The organism is Amycolatopsis kentuckyensis (genome assembly GCF_002155975.1).
Taxonomy (GTDB): Bacteria; Actinomycetota; Actinomycetes; order Mycobacteriales; family Pseudonocardiaceae; genus Amycolatopsis; species Amycolatopsis kentuckyensis.
The window spans coordinates 1-17,744 of the sequence record NZ_MUMI01000139.1; the positions used below are offsets into that span (position 1 = coordinate 1).

The window sequence follows — 17,744 nt, forward strand, 5'->3', positions numbered from 1 at the left end:
CCCTGACCACGACCGGGAAACCGCTGGGGTAACGCAGCCTCACGCACTGGGGACGGACGAAGCTCGCCCAGGATCGTCGCCGGGTGGACTGGCGGCGGTCCTGGGCAGGCCGGGTGCCGACGCGTGACGGACAAGGCGCCGTGACGACGAGTGCGGGCTAGTCGCGGCGGGCGTTCTGCAGCGCCAGGCCGCGCGGGGTGGCCATGCGGGTGATCAGCGCGAACGCGCCGTCGCACAGGAGCGCCAGGACCACCGCGGCCAGGCCGCCCGCGAAGATCGCTCCGTAGCCCTGGGCTCCCACCGCGAAGCCGTCGACTATGTAGCGGCCCAGGCCGCCGCCGTCGTTGACGATCGCTCCGATCGCCACCGTGGCGATCAGCTGGAGGAACGCCACCCTCGCGCCCGCCAGGATCACCGGGGACGCCAGCGGGAGCTCGAGGCGCGCCATGATCTGCCACTCGCGGTAGCCCGTTCCGCGGGCCGCGTCGATCGTCTCCTGCTCCAGCGTCACCACGCCCGCGTACGTGTTCGTGAACAACGGCGGCATCGCCAAGGCGACCAAGGCGAGCAGCAACGGCCAGAACGCCGTGTTCAGCTCCCAGCGGCTCGCCAGGAACCAGAACAGGATGATCAGCCCGAAACTCGGGATCGCGCGGCCGATGTTGACCGCGCTGCTCGCGAGGAACGCGCCCCGGCGGTAGTGCGCCAGCCAGAGCGCGGCGGGGATGGTCAGCGCCGCCGCGATCACCAGGGCGAGGAGGGAAAACCTGAGGTGCTCCAGCGTGCGGTACGGGACGCCGGCCTTGTCGGTCCAGCTCCAGCGGTTCGGGTCCGCGAGCCACGCGTTCAGCTGGTCGAGGAAACTCATCGGGCCCGCACCTTCCGAGACCAGGGCGCCAGCACGCGTTCGCTGAGCCAGAGGACCAGGTCGACCACCACCGCCAGCGCGACCGACAGGACCACGCCGACGATGATCATCGTCGGGTTGGGGGTCGCCGTCTGGATGCCCGCGCGGATGAAGTAGCCCAGGCCGCCGAGGCCGAGCATCGAGGTGACCGTCACCAGGCCGATCGTCGTCACCGCCGCGACGCGCAGGCCGGCGATCACCACCGGCAGGGCGAGGGGCAGCTCGATCTGCCAGAGCAGCCTGCCGCGCGTGTACCCCATGCCGACCGCGGCCTCGCGGACCTCGTTCGGCACCTGGTCGACGCCGGTGACGATGTTGCGGACCAGGATGAGCAGCGTGTACGTCGCGAGCGGGATCATCGCGGAGACGAACGTCAGCCCGAAGAACGGCACCAGCACCGCGAACGCGCCCAGGCTCGGGATCACGTACAACGCGCCCGTCGTGCCGAGGATCACCGGGTACGACCAGCGGTAACGCAGGGACACCACGGCGAGCCCGATCGAGACGACCAGGCCGATGCCGAGCGCGGCACCGGTCAGCGAGATGTGCTCGACGAGGCGCTGGACGATGTCGTCGGCGTTGCGGTCCACCCACTTCCACTGGAAGATCGGGGGCTCGCTGTCGGCGGCCAGTGGCGTCACCGCGGTCACGTGCACGGGCCGACCCTACCCCGATCGAGCCCAAATATTCCGCGGAGTGGGAATTCTGGGTGCTTTCTCCCACGATGTGGATTCTTGTCGGAGGTCAGGGCTAGGGTCTTTTCGTCTGTTCGAGTGACGAGGGAGTGGGGATTCGTGCGCTGGTTCCGAAACGCGTCCGTGGTGGCGGTGGCCCTCGCGGCGACGCTCGGTTTGGCCGCCTGTGGCGGCAGCGACAGCGGTGACAAGCCCGCCGCGCAGAGCAAGGGTGGCGCGCCGATCGTCGTCGCGTCCTTCAACTTCACCGACAGCCAGATCCTCGCCGAGATCTACGCGCAGGCGCTGGAAGCCAAGGGCTACCCGGTGACGCGGAAGCTGAACCTCGGTTCGCGGGAGCTGATCTACCCGTCGCTGAAGTCCGGTGAGCTGCAGTTCCTCCCGGAGTACCAGGGTGCGGCGATCACCACCGGCTTCGGCAAGGAAGCCGGCAAGACCGCGCAGGAGGAGCACGAGCAGCTGGCGAAGCTGTTCGAGCCCAGCGGCGTCGGGCTGCTGAACTTCGCGGCCGCCGAGGACAAGAACACCTACATCATCAAGTCCGACCTGGCCAAGGACAAGGGCATCGCGTCGATCAGCGACCTGAAGAAGCTCGACAAGGTCGTCATGGCCGGGCCGCCGGAGTGCGAGAAGCGCCTTCCGTGCTTCAAGGGCTTCACCGACGTCTACAAGCTGACCAACATCACCTTCCAGACCGTCCAGGAAGCCGGGCCGCGCGTCGAGCAGCTGAAGTCCGGGGCCGTCACGGTCATCCCGGTCGACTCGGTGAGCCCGCTGACCGGTGACTCGAAGTACACCGTGCTCAAGGACGACCTCAACATCGTGCCGACCGAGAACGTCGTGCCCGCGGTGAACAAGAAGGTGCTGGACGAGCGCGGTGCCGACTTCGCCGCCGCCGTGAACGCCGTCAGCGCGAAGCTGACCACGGACATCATGCGCGACCTGAACAAGCGCGTGGACTCCGACGGCGAGAAGGCTGCGGACGTCGCCAAGGACTGGCTGGGCCAGGCCGGGCTCTGAATCACGCGGTCCCGCTGACGACCCACGCCCGGGCCGTCAGCGGGATCGAGCCGTCCGGATCCGTGGGCAGGCGGTCGCGCAGCAGCTCGCGGATCCGGTCGCGGTCCACCTCCGCCAGTGTGGCCAGGTACGACGGCGCCGGGCCCTGCGCGCCGAGGAACGGCTGCCAGTAGTCGTCGAAGTCCGCGAACACCGTCGGGATCCTGATCTCGCCGACGGACACCGCCGTGAAGCCCGCGTCCGTCCACAACCGGCCCAACGGCTCCGGGCGGCAGAGCGTGAACCGGCGGCCTTCGTCCAGCTCGGCGACCGCCTCCGGGGCGAGCTCGGCGGCCGCGTCCCAGAAGCGGCGGATGAGCTCCATGCCCTCGGCGAGGTCCCACAGGTAGGTCGCGGCCAGTCCGCCCGGGACGGTCACCCGCGCGATCTCCGCCGCCGCGCGGGCCGGGTCGGGGACGAAGTTCAGCACCAGACCCGACACGACCACGTCGAACCGGTCGTCCGGGAACGGCAGCGAGCGCGCGTCCGCGAGCGTGAACGTCGCCCGCCGGTCGGTCACGCCCGCGCGGGCCGTCTTCAGGAACCCCTCGGACGGGTCGACGCCGACGACCTCCGCGGGGTCGGCCGCCGTCAGCACCGCCGAGGTCAGCGCGCCCGTGCCGCACCCGACGTCGAGCCAGCGCCGGCTCGCCGGGGCGCCGAGCTGCCGGACGAACGTCTCCGCGATCCGGCGGCTCCACCGTCCGATGTAGGCCTCGTAAGCGTCGCCTGACTGCCACATGCCCCCGAGTACAGCACAAAAACCGCTGCTCAGCCGCCGGTCAGGGCCCCGGTCGCGTCCTGGCCCGCCGACGTCGCGCGGCGCAGGAACCCGGCGATCAGCGCCAGCTCCTCCTCGCTGTAGCCGGCGCAGAGCTCGTCCATCGCGGTGTTCATCCCCGCGTACAGCCGGAACAGCTCCCCGTTGCGGCCGGGGACGGCGCGCACGGCCACCGAGCGCCGGTCGGCCGCCTCGGGGTCGCGTTCGCGGACGATCCAGCCGCCCTTCTGCAGCCGGTCGAGGATGCCGGTCATCGTCGCCGGGTGCAGCCCGGCCCGGCGGGCCAGCGCACTCGGGCTGAGCGGGCCGTGCCGGGCGATCAGCTCCAGGCACTCCAGATCGACGTCCTTGAGCGCCAGCCGGTCGCTGACCTGGTGGTTCAGCAGCGCCAGCTGGTTGCGCAGCTCCCGCAGCGCGTCCTTCACCGCCACGGTCGACCGGCGGTGCGCTCCCGAACCCATACCGGGCAGCCTAACCGCCGAGGGCCATCCTCGTGTACGCGCGGACGTCGGCGTCCGAGTCGGTGCGCCGGGCCCGCAGCCGCGCCGCGACCGACGGCTGACCAGCCCACTTGCCCAGTGCCTGGACCGCCGCCCGGCGGACGTTCGGGTGCTCGTCCTCCAGCGCTGCGAGCAGCTGCTCCGCCGGCTCGGCCAGCGCACCCAGCGCCGTCGCCGCCCCGCGGCGGACCTGCCAGGCCGGGTCCGCCAGCGACGCGAACGCCAGCCGCGCCAGGTCGCCGCCGCAGCCCAGCTCGGCCGCCGCCGTCAGGGCCGCCGCCCGGACCAGGGGATCCCGGTCGACCGCCAGGGCGGCCACCGTGCCGGTCGACCGCGGGTCGCCGATCGTGCCCAGCCCCGTGGCCGCCGCCACCCGGAGCTCGCGCGACGCGTCCGCCGCCGCGTCCGCCAGCGCCGAAGCCGCGTCCAGCGACACCAGGCCCCGGACCGCCTCGAGCCGGACCACGACCGCGGGGTCCGCCAGCAGCGAGGAGAAGAGCGGCTCGTCGCCGAGGCGCAGTGCGCGCAGGACGTCCAGGGCCACCGAGCGCACGTCCGAATCGGACACCGACAAGGCCGACCGCAGTCCGGCGCCCAGGGACGACGACGGCGTCAGGACCTCCACCAGCTCCCGCAGCCCGGCCGCTGCCGCGGCGCGGACCCGCGCGTCGATGTCGTGCAACGCCGTCACCAGCGCGGGGCCGAAGCCCTCCGGGGCCGACTCCGTCAGGACCGCGATCGCCGTCGTGCGGACTTCGGCGTCCGGGTCGGCCAAGTACCCCGACAGCACAGCCAGCGAAGGCTGCTCCTCCGCCAACGCGACCACCTCGAGGACCCGCGGCGACGAATGCGTCCGCGCGGGCGCGACGGTGGCCACGTCCGGCGGGGTGTGCCCGCTGAAAGCCGTGTGGGTACCGAGGAGCTCGACGGCGAAGTCCGGCACCGAGAACTCCGGCACCGGCACGACGTAGGGCGCCACCGGCCGCTTCAGGAACTCCATCTCCCCGGCCGCGGTCTTGCGCAGGTTCAGGTGCGCGAGCCACGAGACGTCGTCGCGGCCCGGGTGGTCGGTCCGGTCGTGGTAGAGCCCCCACCGGCTCTCGGTCCGCACCAGCGACGCCCGCGCGGCCATCTCGGCGCAGTCGCGGATGAACGTCACTTCGGCGCAGCGCATCAGCTCGTGCGGCGTCCGCGCGCCCATCGAAGCGATCTCGCCGGTCATCCGCCCGAACGTCTCCAGCGCGATCTCCAGCTTCGCCGTCGTCTTGGGCGGGGCCACGTAGTCGTTGACGAACCGGCGCAGCTTGTACTCCACCTGCTGCTGCGGCGGACCGTCCGGAGTGGACAGTGGCCGGTAGATCAGCTCGTGGGCGAGAGCGATCTGCTCCTCGGGCAACGGAACCGGAGGACGCAGGGAGCCGGAAGCGTGCGCGCCCGCGAGGTCGCCGTAGACGAACGCGCCGATCATGTAGTTGTGCGGCACGCAGGCGAGGTCGCCCGCCGCGTACAGGCCGGGGACCGTCGTCGCGCCGTTCTCGTCCACCCAGACGCCGGACGCCGAATGCCCGCCGCACAGGCCGATCTCCGAGATGTGCATCTCGACGTCGTGCGTGCGGTAGTCGTGGCCGCGGGTGGCGTGGAACGTCCCGCGCGTCGGCCGTTCGGTCGTGTGCAGGATGTTCTCCAGCGCGCCGAGCGTCTCCTCCGGCAGGTGCGTCAGCTTGAGGTAGATCGGGCCCCGCGCCGACGAGATCTCGCGCGCCACCTCGGCCATCATCTGCCCGGACCAGTAGTCGCAGTCGACGAACCGGTCGCCGGCCGCGTTCACCTGGTAGCCGCCGAAGGGATTGGCGACGTACGCGCAGGCCGGGCCGTTGTAGTCCTTGATCAGCGGGTTGATCTGGAAGCACTCGATGCCGGACAGCTCGGCGCCCGCGTGGTAGGCCATCGCGTAACCGTCGCCGGCGTTCGTCGGGTTCTCGTACGTGCCGTAGAGGTAGCCGCTCGACGGCAGGCCCAGCCGTCCGCAGGGGCCGGTCGCGAGAATCACCGCGGACGCGGAAACCGTGACGAACTCGCCGGTCCGCGTGTTGAACCCGGCGGCGCCGACCGCGCGCCCACCGGACGTCAGGACCCGCACCGGCATCACGCGGTTCTCGATCGTGATCCGCTCGCGCATGTGCTTCTGCCGCAGCACGCGGTAGAGCACCTTCTTGATGTCCTTGCCCTCCGGCATCGGCAGGACGTAGCTGCCGGACCGGTGCACGCGCCGCACGGCGTACTCGCCGTATTCGTCCTTTTCGAACTTGACGCCGTACTTCTCCAGCCGCTGCACCATGGCGAAGCCGCGCCGCGCGGTCTGGTACACAGTGGACTGGTTGACGACGCCGTCGTTGGCGCGGGTGATCTCGGCGACGTAGTCCTCGGGCGTCGCCTTGCCCGGGATGACCGCGTTGTTCACGCCGTCCATGCCCATGGCCAGCGCGCCCGAGTGCCGGACGTGCGCTTTCTCCAGCAGCAGCACGTTCGCGCCGTTCTCGGCGGCGGTCAGCGCGGCCATGGTCCCGGCCGTCCCGCCGCCGATCACCAGGACGTCCGTCTCGAAGTGGGTCCGCGCGGACAGCGGGGGAGCTTCGAACGTCATGCCGCCACCAGCCCGTCCAGGACCTCGGCGCGCTCGGCCGCCACGGCGGGCTCAGCCGTTCGCGGCCGCGACGACTCGACGACCTTGGCCAGGCGGCCGTCGCGGGTCAGCACCGCGACGCGGTCGGCCAGGAACAGCGCTTCGTCGACGTCGTGGGTCACGAACACCACCGTCGTCGGCCGCTTGCGCCAGACGTCCACGAGCAGGCGCTGCATGGCCGTGCGGGTCTGGGCGTCCAGCGCCCCGAACGGCTCGTCGGCCAGGATCACCCGCGGCGACCCGGCGAGGGTGCGGGCGAGCTGGACGCGCTGCCGCATGCCGCCGGACAGCTCCCGCGGCAGGTGGTTCTCGTAGCCGGCCAGCCCGACCTGCGTCAGCCACGACTCGGCCTCCACCCGCCGCCGGGCGCGCGGCACCCGCCGGATGGACAGCGGCAGCTCGACGTTGCGGCGCACCGAACGCCACGGCAGCAGCCCGTCGTCCTGGAACACCAGCGCGCGCTCGGCGGACGTGCCGGTCACCGGGGTGCCGCCGCTCACCACCCGCCCGGACGACGCCGGGAGCAAGCCCGCGAGAGTCCGCAGCAGCGTCGACTTGCCGCACCCGGAAGGCCCGGTGACGGCCAGGATCTCGGTGTCGGCGACGGCCAGGTCGATGCCGGACAGCACCGTCCGCTGTCCGTAGTGGACGGTCAGGTTCTCGATGCGGAGGCTCATGCGTTCTCCCCTCGGGGCAGCCAGCGGGTGGCGCGGCGGCCGAGCAGTTCGACGGCGGCCGAGGTGACCCAGCCGAGCAGGCCGATGGTGAGCATCCCGACGATCACGCCGGGGTAGTCGACGACGGTGTAGGCCTGCCAGGTCCGGTAGCCGACGCCGAACTCGCCGGAGATCATCTCCGCCGAGATCACGCAGATCCACGAAACGCCCATGCCGACGGACAGCCCGCCGAACACCCCGGGCAGCGCGCCCGGCAGCACGACGTTCCACAGCACGCGCCGCCGCGAGCCGCCCATCGTGCGGATCGCGTCCTCCCAGACCACCGGCAGCGCGCGCACCGCGTGCCGGGTGCTGACCACGACCGGGAAGAACGCGGCGACGAAGGTGATGAAGACGATGCCCTGCTCGTTGCTGGGGAACAGCAGGATCGCGATGGGCACCATCGCGATGGCCGGGATCGGCCGCAGGACTTCCAGGAGCGGCTGGACGACGTCGGACGTGCCGCGGGAGCGCGCGATCGCCGTGCCGAGGCCGATGCCGAACACCGCGGCCAGCGCGAAGCCGGTGACGATCCGGCGCAGGGAATCGAGCAGGTCCTGGTAGTAGACGGCGGTGCCGAGCTGGTAGCCGAGGTCGCGGGCCACCTCGACCGGCGTGGGCAGGCGGTCGAAGTGCAGCCACAGGTCGACGTCGAACGCGGTCAGCAGCTCCCACACCACCAGCGCCGCGACGATGCTGCCCGCGCGGACGGCGAGCCGGCTGAACCGCCGTCTCGGTGGCGCGGGCGGGGCGGCGACGGCCGTGGGTTCGTGTTCGAGGGTCTGGGTCATCGGGACTCCTCCACGGCTTGCGCGTAGCTGACGATCGCGCCGGGGTGCCCGGCGAGGTGGGCGCGGGCGCCGTCTTCGGTGGTGAAGGGCAGCAGTGCCCCGCCGGTGTCGCGCACCCACACGGCCTTGTCGGCGAACCAGCGGGTGCCCGTGGCCGCGTCGGGGACGTAGGCCGCGCGGACCGGCTTCCCCGCGTGGGCGACGGCCTTGAGCAGGCAGGACGGCGTGGCGGCGGGGTGCGTCGCGGTCTCGCCGGACAGCCACAGCTCACCCGCGGTGCGCGGATCGGTGACCGGCCGCGAGCACGTCGCGTCGAAGCCGGTGACCGGCGCCGGATTGTCCAGAGTGGACACCGCCGCGCCGTAGGCCGGGCCGTAGATCTCCCGGAGGTACCGGTCGTCGACGAACGCGCCGAGGTCGAGCCGCTTGATGTTGCCGATCGAGCGCAGGAACGGCGCGTCGGTTTCGAGAGCGCTGACCAGCGGGCGCTTCAGCGGCAGGTCGAAGGTGACCATGCCGCCGGCGCCGTTGTAGAGGTAGACGACCTCGGGTGGGAGTTTCGTGGCGGTCGCGACCTTCAGCGCCGCGTCCATCGGGTGGACGTGCAGGTAGTCCGTCGCGTCGCGTTGCGCGCGCAGGAACTCCGTGACGACGTCGTGGTGGGCGTCCGCATAGGACTCCCGGACGACCACGCCGTGCCACGTCGGCAGGTTCAGCGCCGAGCCGTCGTAGAGCAGCCGCGCCTGGTTCGCGAACACCAGCTGGCCCGGCCAGGCGACGAACTGCCCGAGCGCGTCGACCGAACCGGACAGCAGCCCGGACGCGCCGACCGCGGGCGCCTGGTTCTGCAGGTGGACGTCGTCGGTCCCGATGCCGATGTTCTGCAGGGCGTGCACGGTGGTGCCGTGCCCGGCCGAGCCGATGCTGGCGGAAATCTTCTTGCCGCGCAGGTCGGCCAGGGTGTGGGCCGGCGAATTCGGCGGCACCACGACCATGTTCAGCGCGCCCAGCAGGTTGTAGCCGGTGGCGGCGACCAGCTTGGTGTGGCCGTCGCCGAACTCCTGCGTCCGGGAACCGTTGATGAGCAGCGGGTAGTCGCCCATCGAGCCGATGTCGATCTTGCCCGCCACCATCTGCGCGGTGATCGGGGCGCCGGTCGAGTAGTCCTGCCACGTGACGTGATAGCGCTTCCCGTCCCGCTTGCCGAGGTCGGCGAGGCGCCGCTCGAAGTACCCGAGCGAACGCAGCAGCGTGCCCGCGGTGACGGTGTTGATCGTCTTCGACTGGTAGCCGATCACGACGGCCACGTCGTTCGACGTGGCCGCGTTCGCGGTGCAGCCCGCGGCCAGCAACGCGGCGGCGAGCAGGAGCCGGACGGCCTTCACCGCAGCAGGTAGGGCATGGTGATGGTCACCGCGCCGGTCGGGCAGCGCGCCGCGCACGGCCCGCAGTACCAGCACTCGTCGACGTGCATGTACGCCTTGTCGGTGTCCGGGTCGATGGCCAGCGAGTCGAGCGGGCACATGTCGACGCACAGGCGGCAGCCGTCGAGGCACTTCGACTCGTCGATCGTCACCGGGACGTCGACCCGGCTCGGCACGAGGGGCATGGCGGTCTCCTTCAGGAACGGTCGAGGCGGGCGCGCATGGTGAGGCGGTCGCCGCGCAGCCGGATGTACTCGAGGTCGACGGGCCGTCCGTCGGCGAAGTGCGTGAGGCGCTCCCACCGCAGCAGCGCCGCGCCCGGCGGGACTTCCAGGACGGCCGCGGTTTCGGGGTCGGCGTTGAGGGCTTCGACGTCGATGTCCGCGTAGCCCAGCCGCTGCCCGGACGTCTCCTCGATGAGCGCGAAGACGTCCCGGCCGGCGAGGTCGTGCGCCAGCAGCGGCTTCCCGATCTCCGGCAGCAGGTAGGTGAGGTCGAGCGACAGCGGGACGCCGTCGAGGCGCCGCAACCGCTCCAGGTAGACGACCTCGGAGCGTTCGGGCACGCCGAGCCGGTGCGCCACCACGGCCGGCGCGGGCACCAGGTCCGCTGTCCGGACGTCGTTGGTGACCTCGCCGTGCTCCCGCAGCACCTCGGCGAGCCCGGCCAGCCGGTTGAGCCCGTGCGGGTACTTGTGCCCGACGACGACCGTGCCGACGCCGGGCTGGCGCGCGATCAGGCCGTCGTCGCGCAGCAGTGCGAGGGCCTCCCGCACGGTGTTCCGGGTCGCCGAGAACTCCACCGTGAGGTCCTCTTCACACGGCAGCGTCTCCTCGGCCAGCACCTGACGGCGCAGCAGATCGGCGAGCTGCCGGGCGCTGTCGGAGCGGGTTCGCCGGGGTGTCGTGGGCATGGCGGGGAGAATGGCCAGCGGACGTTAACACCGTGTTACGCCACTTCCGGCGTCTGCCGCAGGCTTCTGACCTGCGAAAACAGCTGTCCAGAGCGGACTTCCGCCGCTCACTATCTGGGACGTCCGAGGGCGCCCGTCGCGGCTGCGGTGCGCGGTGAAATCGTGGACCCTGATTCGTACGCCGGGAGAAGGAGTCCAATGGGAAAGGTCACGGCCACCGCGGAGCGCACCATCGACGCCCCGGCCGACAAGGTCCGCGCGCTCGTCGCCGACTACGCCGAGACGCGGCCGAAGCTGCTCACCGAGCACTACCGCGACTACCAGGTCACCGAGGGCGGTGTCGGCGCCGGGACCAAGGCCGGCTGGAAGCTGCAGGCCACCTCCAAGCGCGTCCGCGACGTCAAGGCGACGGTCACCGAGCCGCGCCCCGGGACGCTGGTCGAGACCGACGCGAACTCCAGCATGGTCACCACCTGGACGGTCACCGAGGCGGGTGAACGCAGTGTGGTGAAGATCGAGACGACGTGGGACGGTGCTGGTGGCATCGGCGGCTTCTTCGAGAAGACGTTCGCGCCGGGCGGCCTCAAGAAGATCTACGACGGGGTGCTCGGGAAGCTCGCCGAGATCGTGTGACGCCTCACAATCGGAATCAGCGCCCCGGTTAGCTGGTTGCATCGGGTGGAATCCGGGGCGATTGCCCCGCTTCGAGAACATGGAGGAGATCCGACGATGAGCACGGCGACCGAGATCCGGCTGGCTTCGCGCCCGGAAGGTGTTCCGACGCACGACAACTTCGAGATCGTCGACACCGAGGTGCCGACGCCGGGTGACGGCCAGATCCTGGTCCGCAACCTGGTCATGAGCGTCGACCCCGCGATGCGCGGCCGGATGAAGGACGTCAAGTCCTACGCGCCGCCGTTCCAGGTCGGCGAGGTCATGTCCGGCGGGGCGGTCGGCGAGGTCGTCGAGTCGAACGTCGACGACGTCAAGGTGGGTGACCACGTGCTGCACCAGGCCGGCTGGCGCACCCACGCCGTGCTCGACGCCGGCCGGTACGTCAAGGTCGACGGGGCCGCGGCGCCGCTGTCGACGTACCTCGGCGTGCTCGGCATGCCGGGCCTCACCGCGTACGCGGGCCTGCTGGAGTCGGCCGAGTTCAAGCCGGGCGACACGGTCTTCGTCTCGGGTGCGGCCGGCGCGGTCGGCTCGCTGGTCGGGCAGCTCGCGAAGCTGAAGGGCGCCAAGCGCGTCATCGGCTCGGCGGGTTCGGCGGAGAAGGTCCGCCACCTGATCGACGACCTCGGCTTCGACGCCGCCTTCAACTACAAGGACGGCCCGGTCGCCGAGCAGCTGCACCAGGCCGCGCCCGAGGGCATCGACGTCTACTTCGACAACGTCGGCGGCGAGCACCTCGAAGCGGCGATCGACGCGATCACCGTGCACGGCCGGATCGCCGTCTGCGGGATGATCTCCACCTACAACGCCACCGAGCCGACGCCGGCGCCGCGCAACCTCGCGCAGGTCATCGCCAAGCGGCTCACCATCCGCGGCCTGCTGGTGATCGACCACTGGCACCTGCAGCAGCAGTTCGTCACCGAGGTCGCGCCGCTGGTGAGCGCCGGCGAGATCAAGTACTCGGAGACCTTCGTCGACGGCATCCGCAACGCGCCGGAGGCGTTCCTCGGCCTGCTGTCGGGCGCCAACACGGGCAAGATGCTGGTCCGGATCGCCGACTAGAGCAGTTCGGCCAGCTCCGGCAGGGTCGACGCGGTGTAGGTGGGCGCGGGAGAGCCGGGCAGCGGGTGGACTCCGGGACGGGTGAGCAAGGCCGTCTCGAGCCCCGCCGCCTGGGCGCCCGCGATGTCCCAGTCGTGCGCCGCGATCATCACCGCCCGCTGCCCGGGATAGGCGGCCGTGACCTGCCGGTACGGCTCCGGCGCGGGCTTGAGCCTGCCGACCTGCTCGGCGGAGAAGATCCGGTCGAGCAGTGGCGCGAGCCCGGCGGTCTGCAGCTGCGCCTCGGCGGTGGCGAGCGGCGAGTTCGTCAGCGCGACGACGGTGTGGCCCTGTTCGCGGAGCTTCGCCAGTCCCGGTTCGGCGTCCGGGTGGGCGGGGAGGCTCCGCAGTGCGGCGCCGACCCGCTTGAGGTCGACCTCCCGCCCGTGCCGGGCCGCGACCTCGAGCGCGGCGTCACCGGCGATGCCCGCGAAGTCGCGGTAGCCGCCGGTCGCCGTCACGGTCAGGACGGTGTGGATGGCCAGCCCGAACCACTCGCGCCGCAGTTCCGGCCCGCCGAAGACGGGGTCGATGGCGGTGAGGTCGAGCAGTGTCTCGTTGACGTCGAACACGCACAGCACTGAGGGCCTCCGGAGGTTCGATGGTGTTCGTACCTCGCCGAAGGTACGACGACTGTCGTACCATGTCCAGCATGGCTGGTGATTTCCCCGTTCCCGAGCTGAGCGAGGTCGACCTCGGCACGGTGCTGTCCGCCCTCGCGGACCGGCACCGCCGTGAGGTGGTGCTGGAGCTGCTCCGCGGGGACGGCGGAGAGCGGGCCTGTGCGTCGTTCCCGCTGCCCATCGCCAAGTCGACCCGGACGCACCACTGGCGCGTGCTGCGCGAAGCCGGCCTGGTCCGGCAGCGCGACGCGGGGAACGGCACGTTCGTCCGCCTGCGGCGGGACGAGTTCGAGGCGAAGTTCCCCGGCCTGCTCGACGTCGTCGCCGGGATCAGTACTGCTGGGTCATCGCCCGTTCGTTGAGCCGCGCGTCCAGCTCTTCGGCCGCGATCGGCAGGGCCATCTGGTCGCGCATGATCGTGCCCATCGACGGCAGCGCCGAGCGGTCCGGCCAGGTCTCCGGCTGCCACAGCGACGACCGCAGGAACGCCTTCGCGCAGTGCATGTACAGCTCTTCGACCTCGACGACCACCGCCAGCTTCGGGCGCTTCCCCTTGACCACCAGGTCGTCGAAGAACGGTGCGTCCGACACCAGCTTCGCGCGGCCGTTGACCCGCAGCGTCTCGTTCATGCCCGGGACCAGGAACAGCAGCCCGGCGTGCGGGTTGTCGACGATGTTGCGGAAGCTGTCGATCAGCTTGTTGCCCGGCCGGTCGGCGAGGACCAGCGTCTTCTCGTCGAGCACCAGCACCGAGCCCGCCGGGTCGCCCCGCGGCGAGACGTCGCAGCTGCCGTCCGGCGCCGAAGTGGCCAGCAGCACGAACGGCGAGTGCGCGATCAGGTTCCGCGCGTGCTCGTCGATCCGGTCGATGACCTTCTGCTGCGTCAGCTCGGCCACCTCGCCGATCACCTCGCGCAGTGCCTCGTGTGAGTCGATGATCCCCATGCGCCCAACCTAGCCGCCGCCACCGACAATCCGGCCCACGATGGCGGCGCGGGCGGCTTCCGCGGACTTCCGCACCACCAGATCCGTCGAATAGCCGTGCTTGCGGAAGACGCCGTCGAGGTGGAACGTGCCGTAGCCGTGGGCCTGCGTGAACAGCTGCTCCATCAGCTCCAGCGCGGTCGCCGGGTCGGGGGCGACGACCAGGCAGCGCATGAGGAACTCGTCGGTCAGCCGCCGGGTCTGCTCGTGGAGGCCGGTGTGCTCGGGGCCGTGGAGGCCCTCGGCGTAGATCGCGTTCATCCCGGCCCGGCGCTCGATGAGGTAGCGCGTGTACGCGCCCGCCGCCGCGGCCAGGGCGTCCACCGGGTCTTCGTGCTCACCGGCCGCCGCGGTGACGCGGTCGGCGAGCTGGCAGGCGATGTTGCCCGCCACCTCGGCCAGCAGGCTTTCGCGGGAGGCGAAGTGCCGGTACGGCGCGCCGGGACTCACCTTCGCGCGCCGCGCGACTTCCGCGACCGAGAAGCCGGCCAGCCCCTGCTCGGCGATCAGGTCGAGCGAGACGCGCACGAGCTCGCCGCGGAGGTCGCCGTGGTGGTACTTGCCGCCCATGACCCGGATCACATCTCTCGTTCGAAATATGTAAGACCTCTCTTACGTAGAGCATGTAAGAGGCCTCTTACGAGGCAACGGTACTTGAAGTTGGAGGGTTCCATGAGCACCACCACGCACGCCATCGCCGCTCCGGCGCCGGGCGCGCCGCTGGCGCCGACCACGATCGAGCGCCGTGACCTGCGTCCGGACGACGTGCTGATCGACATCGCCTACGCCGGCATCTGCCACAGCGACATCCACCAGGCCAAGGAGGACTGGGGCCAGGCGATCTTCCCGATGGTCCCGGGCCACGAGATCGCCGGCGTGGTCGCCGCGGTCGGCTCGGACGTCACGAAGTACCAGGTCGGCGACCGCGTCGGCGTCGGCTGCATGGTCGACTCCTGCGGCGAGTGCGAGTACTGCCTGGCCGGCACCGAGCAGTTCTGCGTCAAGGGCAACGTCCAGACCTACAACGGCGTCGGCTTCGACGGCGAGAACACCTACGGCGGCTACAGCAACCAGATCGTCGTGAAGGACGCCTTCGTCTGCCGCATCCCGGAGGGCATCGACCTCGACGTCGCCGCGCCGCTGCTGTGCGCGGGCATCACCACCTACTCGCCGCTGCACCACTGGGGCGCCGGCCCCGGCAAGAAGGTCGCCGTGATCGGCCTCGGCGGGCTCGGCCACATGGCCGTCAAGATCGCCGCCGCCATGGGCGCCGAGGTGACCGTGCTGAGCCAGAGCCTCAAGAAGCAGGAAGACGGCCTGAAGCTCGGCGCGAAGGACTACTACGCCACCAGCGACGAGGCGACCTTCGACGTCCTGCGCGGCAAGTTCGACATCATCCTCAACACCGTGTCGGCCAAGCTGCCGGTGGACGCCTACCTCGGCCTGCTGCGGGTCGGCGGCGCGATGGTGAACGTCGGCGCGCCCGGCGAGCCGCTGGCCTACAACGCCTTCTCGCTGCTCGGCGGCAACAAGGTGCTGGCCGGCTCGATGATCGGCGGCATCGCCGAGACCCAGGAGATGCTGGACTTCTGCGCGAAGCACGGCATCGGCGCGGAGATCGAGACCATCTCCGCCGACAAGGTCAACGAGGCCTACGAGCGCGTCGAGAACTCCGACGTCCGCTACCGGTTCGTCATCGACGCGTCGACGATCGGCGCGTGACCCGCAGGCACGGCAACCGGATCAGAACACCACTGTCCGGTTGCCGTGCACCAGCACGCGGTTCTCCAGGTGCCACCGGAGACCGCGGGCGAGGGTGACCTTTTCGATGTCCCGGCCCTTGCGGACCATGTCCTCGACCGAGTCGCCGTGGTCCACGCGGATGACGTCCTGCTCGATGATCGGGCCGGCGTCGAGGTCCGCCGTCACGTAGTGGCAGGTCGCGCCGACCAGTTTCACCCCGCGCGTGTGCGCCTGGTGGTACGGCTTCGCGCCGATGAACGACGGCAGGAAGCTGTGGTGGATGTTGATCGCCCGGCCGGCCCACTCGCGGCACAGGTCCGCGGGCAGGATCTGCATGAACCGGGCCAGCACCACCGCGTGCGGGTCGTGCTCGTCGACCAGCTTGCGCACCCGCTCGAACGCCGCCGCCTTGTCGCCGGGCGGGAACGGCACGTGGTGGAACGGGATCCCGTGCGCGCGCGTGATGTCGGCCAGCGAGTCGTGGTTGCCGATCACCGCGGCGACGTCGACGTCGAGCTCGCCGGACGCGACCCGGCCGAGCAGGTCGTACAGGCAGTGCCCGGCCTTGGAGACGAGGATCACCGCGCGGCGCCGCTCGCCGGTGTCGCTCACCTGCCAGTTCGACTCGGCCGACAGCTCGGCGGCCACCTCGCCGAAGCGGGCGCGCAGCTCGGCGGCGTCGAAGGGCAGCGAGTCGGCCCGGACCACCTGGCGGGTGAAGAACCAGCCCGTGTCCGGGTCGGTGTGGTAGGCCGCCTCGACGATCCAGCCGCCGTGCTCGGCGAGGAACCCGGAGATCCGGGCGATGATGCCGGTGCGGTCGGGGCAGCCGAAGGTGATGACGTAGCGGCGTTCGGGAGCGGTCACGCCGTGCATTCTCCCTGGCGCTGGTCAGGGCGCCGCGAGCGGTGCGAGGTCACCCGTGATCGACGCGCGGTGCGGACGTCCCCACAGTGCCCGGTAGACGTCGTCGGCGGCGCCGGTGACCTCCGCGCCGGGCTCGCCGAGGGCCCACGTGCGCTCCGGCGTCGTGACGCGGACGTCGGCCCGGTTGCCCAGGCGCGGGGTGAGGTAGGTCAGGAACTCGTCGATCCCGTCGTTCGCGAACGCGGGGGAGAAGCGCGTCTCCGGACCGGCTTCGAGGGCCGATTCGGCGTCGAGGCGGTGGATCGCCGTCTCGTGGGCCATCCGGCGCGTCCAGTCGCCGACCGTCACGGCGAAGCCCGGGTACGGCGAGAAGGCCGGCGCTTCCGGGTCGCGGCCGAGCGCTTCGCGCAGGGCGAGGCGCTGGCCGTCCCACCACCCGAGGACTTCGTCCCAATCCGGCGGCGGCACCGGCTGCACGGGCCGGTTCACCGCCAGGCCGACCGCGAAGCCGTGGACGAACGCGATGTGCGTCACCAGGTCATGGACAGTCCACTTCGGACAGTTCGGCACCCGGGCCGACGGCCCGGCCGCCAGCGCCGCCCGCTTCAGCCCGTCCGCGTGGACGTCGATCGCTTCGAGCATGTGCCGACCGTAGCCGTCGCCCGGCCTCGATGGCGAAGACCAGGCCCAGGCCGAGGCTGAAGGACAGCAGCAGGCCCTTGGCCGGCTCGGCGGCGAAGGCGGCTCCGCCGGCCAGCCCGATCAGCACGCTGTACACCGCCCAGATCGCCGCGCCGGCCGCGTCGAGGGCGACGAACCTCGGCAGCGGGTAACCGAGGCTGCCGGTGGCCAGCGCACTGGCGACCCGGCCGCCGGGCAGGTAGCGGGCCGCGATGATCAGCAGCCCGCCGTTGCGCCGCACCCGGTCGCGGGCCCACTCGTAGCGGCGGCGGCCGTCGGGCCCGCGCTGGAGCCGCGTGATCGCCCGCGGCCCGGCGGACCGGCCGACGGCGTACCCGAGGCAGTCGCCCGCCCACGCGCCCCCGGCCGCCACCGCGGCGAGCAGGGCGAGCCGCGCGGGATCGGGACCGAGCAGCACGGCGACGGTGACGACCGTGGTCTCGCTGGGCATGAACGGCAGCAGCGCGTCCAACCCCGAGACGGCGAAGACGAGCACCCACAGCCACGGCGAGCCGAGCGTGCCGCGCAGCAGCTCGGTGACCTGCCCCAGGAGTTCCACGGCTCAATGGTGATCACCGAAGGTCACCCGTGGGTGACGCAG

The 17,744-nt window shown here is 71.4% G+C and carries 21 protein-coding genes; 5 read left to right on the forward strand and 16 right to left on the reverse strand.

The features are described 5' to 3' along the window. Positions 1-157 precede the first annotated feature (157 nt). Together CCN39_RS15000 and CCN39_RS15005 are read right to left on the reverse strand one after the other, a co-directional pair. Positions 158-868, reverse strand: coding sequence for an ABC transporter permease (locus tag CCN39_RS15000; RefSeq protein WP_086842442.1), 711 nt, complete (start codon positions 866-868; stop codon positions 158-160). Further along, entirely contained in the window at positions 865-1,563 is a 699-nt protein-coding gene (locus CCN39_RS15005; protein WP_086842444.1) for an ABC transporter permease, read from the reverse strand. Before CCN39_RS15005 ends, CCN39_RS15000 begins: the two co-directional genes overlap by 4 nt. Before the next feature lie 138 nt (positions 1,564-1,701). Between CCN39_RS15005 and CCN39_RS15010 the strand changes: the two genes are divergently transcribed. Beyond that, positions 1,702-2,622 (forward strand): ABC transporter substrate-binding protein, encoded by a 921-nt coding sequence (locus tag CCN39_RS15010; protein WP_086842447.1) that lies wholly within the window; start codon positions 1,702-1,704, stop codon positions 2,620-2,622. A 1-nt stretch (position 2,623) separates the two neighbouring features. On the opposite strand, the gene CCN39_RS15015 is transcribed toward CCN39_RS15010, so the two are convergent. The 8 genes from CCN39_RS15015 to CCN39_RS15050 are packed head-to-tail and all read right to left on the reverse strand — an operon-like array spanning position 2,624 to position 10,469. Then, complete coding sequence (locus CCN39_RS15015) at positions 2,624-3,403, reverse strand: class I SAM-dependent methyltransferase (protein WP_086842449.1); 780 nt, start codon at positions 3,401-3,403, stop codon at positions 2,624-2,626. A 29-nt stretch (positions 3,404-3,432) separates the two neighbouring features. Further along, positions 3,433-3,903 (reverse strand): MarR family transcriptional regulator, encoded by a 471-nt coding sequence (locus CCN39_RS15020; RefSeq protein WP_086842450.1) that lies wholly within the window; start codon positions 3,901-3,903, stop codon positions 3,433-3,435. Between the two features lie 10 nt (positions 3,904-3,913). Further along, the gene (locus CCN39_RS15025) at positions 3,914-6,586 is read right to left on the reverse strand and encodes a fumarate reductase/succinate dehydrogenase flavoprotein subunit (protein ID WP_086842452.1); all 2,673 of its coding nucleotides are present in this window, start codon (positions 6,584-6,586) and stop codon (positions 3,914-3,916) included. Beyond that, complete coding sequence (locus tag CCN39_RS15030) at positions 6,583-7,302, reverse strand: ABC transporter ATP-binding protein (RefSeq protein ID WP_086842454.1); 720 nt, start codon at positions 7,300-7,302, stop codon at positions 6,583-6,585. Before CCN39_RS15030 ends, CCN39_RS15025 begins: the two co-directional genes overlap by 4 nt. Further along, positions 7,299-8,132 (reverse strand): ABC transporter permease, encoded by an 834-nt coding sequence (locus CCN39_RS15035; RefSeq protein WP_086842456.1) that lies wholly within the window; start codon positions 8,130-8,132, stop codon positions 7,299-7,301. The genes CCN39_RS15030 and CCN39_RS15035 overlap by 4 nt, the downstream gene beginning before the upstream one ends. Then, on the reverse strand, positions 8,129-9,517 hold the full coding sequence (locus tag CCN39_RS15040; RefSeq protein WP_086842458.1) for an ABC transporter substrate-binding protein: 1,389 nt from the start codon (positions 9,515-9,517) through the stop codon (positions 8,129-8,131). Before CCN39_RS15040 ends, CCN39_RS15035 begins: the two co-directional genes overlap by 4 nt. Continuing rightward, positions 9,514-9,741 (reverse strand): 4Fe-4S dicluster domain-containing protein, encoded by a 228-nt coding sequence (locus tag CCN39_RS15045; RefSeq protein WP_086842460.1) that lies wholly within the window; start codon positions 9,739-9,741, stop codon positions 9,514-9,516. The genes CCN39_RS15040 and CCN39_RS15045 overlap by 4 nt, the downstream gene beginning before the upstream one ends. 11 nt (positions 9,742-9,752) lie before the next feature. Then, entirely contained in the window at positions 9,753-10,469 is a 717-nt protein-coding gene (locus CCN39_RS15050; protein ID WP_086842461.1) for a GntR family transcriptional regulator, read from the reverse strand. A gap of 198 nt (positions 10,470-10,667) precedes the next feature. On the opposite strand from CCN39_RS15050, the gene CCN39_RS15055 reads away from it, so the two are divergent. Beyond that, entirely contained in the window at positions 10,668-11,102 is a 435-nt protein-coding gene (locus CCN39_RS15055) for an SRPBCC family protein (protein ID WP_086842463.1), read from the forward strand. 96 nt (positions 11,103-11,198) lie between these two features. Continuing rightward, positions 11,199-12,206 (forward strand): NADP-dependent oxidoreductase, encoded by a 1,008-nt coding sequence (locus CCN39_RS15060; protein WP_086842465.1) that lies wholly within the window; start codon positions 11,199-11,201, stop codon positions 12,204-12,206. Here CCN39_RS15060 and CCN39_RS15065 read toward each other — a convergent pair. Next, complete coding sequence (locus CCN39_RS15065) at positions 12,203-12,826, reverse strand: HAD family hydrolase (RefSeq protein WP_086842467.1); 624 nt, start codon at positions 12,824-12,826, stop codon at positions 12,203-12,205. The two genes, CCN39_RS15060 and CCN39_RS15065, sit on opposite strands and share 4 nt — an antisense overlap. A gap of 71 nt (positions 12,827-12,897) precedes the next feature. Here CCN39_RS15065 and CCN39_RS15070 point away from each other — a divergent pair, with 71 nt between their 5' ends. Beyond that, on the forward strand, positions 12,898-13,230 hold the full coding sequence (locus tag CCN39_RS15070) for an ArsR/SmtB family transcription factor (RefSeq protein ID WP_086842469.1): 333 nt from the start codon (positions 12,898-12,900) through the stop codon (positions 13,228-13,230). Here CCN39_RS15070 and CCN39_RS15075 read toward each other — a convergent pair. Next, positions 13,199-13,813: a pyridoxamine 5'-phosphate oxidase family protein gene (locus tag CCN39_RS15075; RefSeq protein WP_086842471.1), complete on the reverse strand. Its 615-nt coding sequence runs from the start codon at positions 13,811-13,813 to the stop codon at positions 13,199-13,201. The two genes, CCN39_RS15070 and CCN39_RS15075, sit on opposite strands and share 32 nt — an antisense overlap. Before the next feature lie 9 nt (positions 13,814-13,822). After that, positions 13,823-14,422, reverse strand: coding sequence for a TetR/AcrR family transcriptional regulator (locus tag CCN39_RS15080; RefSeq protein ID WP_244210792.1), 600 nt, complete (start codon positions 14,420-14,422; stop codon positions 13,823-13,825). Between the two features lie 102 nt (positions 14,423-14,524). Here CCN39_RS15080 and CCN39_RS15085 point away from each other — a divergent pair, with 102 nt between their 5' ends. Next, positions 14,525-15,574 (forward strand): NAD(P)-dependent alcohol dehydrogenase, encoded by a 1,050-nt coding sequence (locus CCN39_RS15085; RefSeq protein ID WP_086842475.1) that lies wholly within the window; start codon positions 14,525-14,527, stop codon positions 15,572-15,574. 21 nt (positions 15,575-15,595) lie between these two features. On the opposite strand, the gene purU is transcribed toward CCN39_RS15085, so the two are convergent. The 3 genes from purU to CCN39_RS15100 are packed head-to-tail and all read right to left on the reverse strand — an operon-like array spanning position 15,596 to position 17,702. Continuing rightward, a complete protein-coding gene (purU, locus tag CCN39_RS15090; protein ID WP_208630237.1) occupies positions 15,596-16,471 on the reverse strand; it encodes a formyltetrahydrofolate deformylase in 876 nt (291 codons plus the stop codon). Between the two features lie 15 nt (positions 16,472-16,486). Then, positions 16,487-17,104 carry a maleylpyruvate isomerase family mycothiol-dependent enzyme gene (locus tag CCN39_RS15095; RefSeq protein ID WP_086842477.1) on the reverse strand — a complete coding sequence of 206 codons (618 nt, stop codon included), beginning with the start codon at positions 17,102-17,104 and terminating at the stop codon, positions 16,487-16,489. Then, complete coding sequence (locus CCN39_RS15100; RefSeq protein ID WP_086842479.1) at positions 17,001-17,702, reverse strand: DedA family protein; 702 nt, start codon at positions 17,700-17,702, stop codon at positions 17,001-17,003. The genes CCN39_RS15095 and CCN39_RS15100 overlap by 104 nt, the downstream gene beginning before the upstream one ends. Between the last annotated feature and the right edge of the window lie 42 nt (positions 17,703-17,744).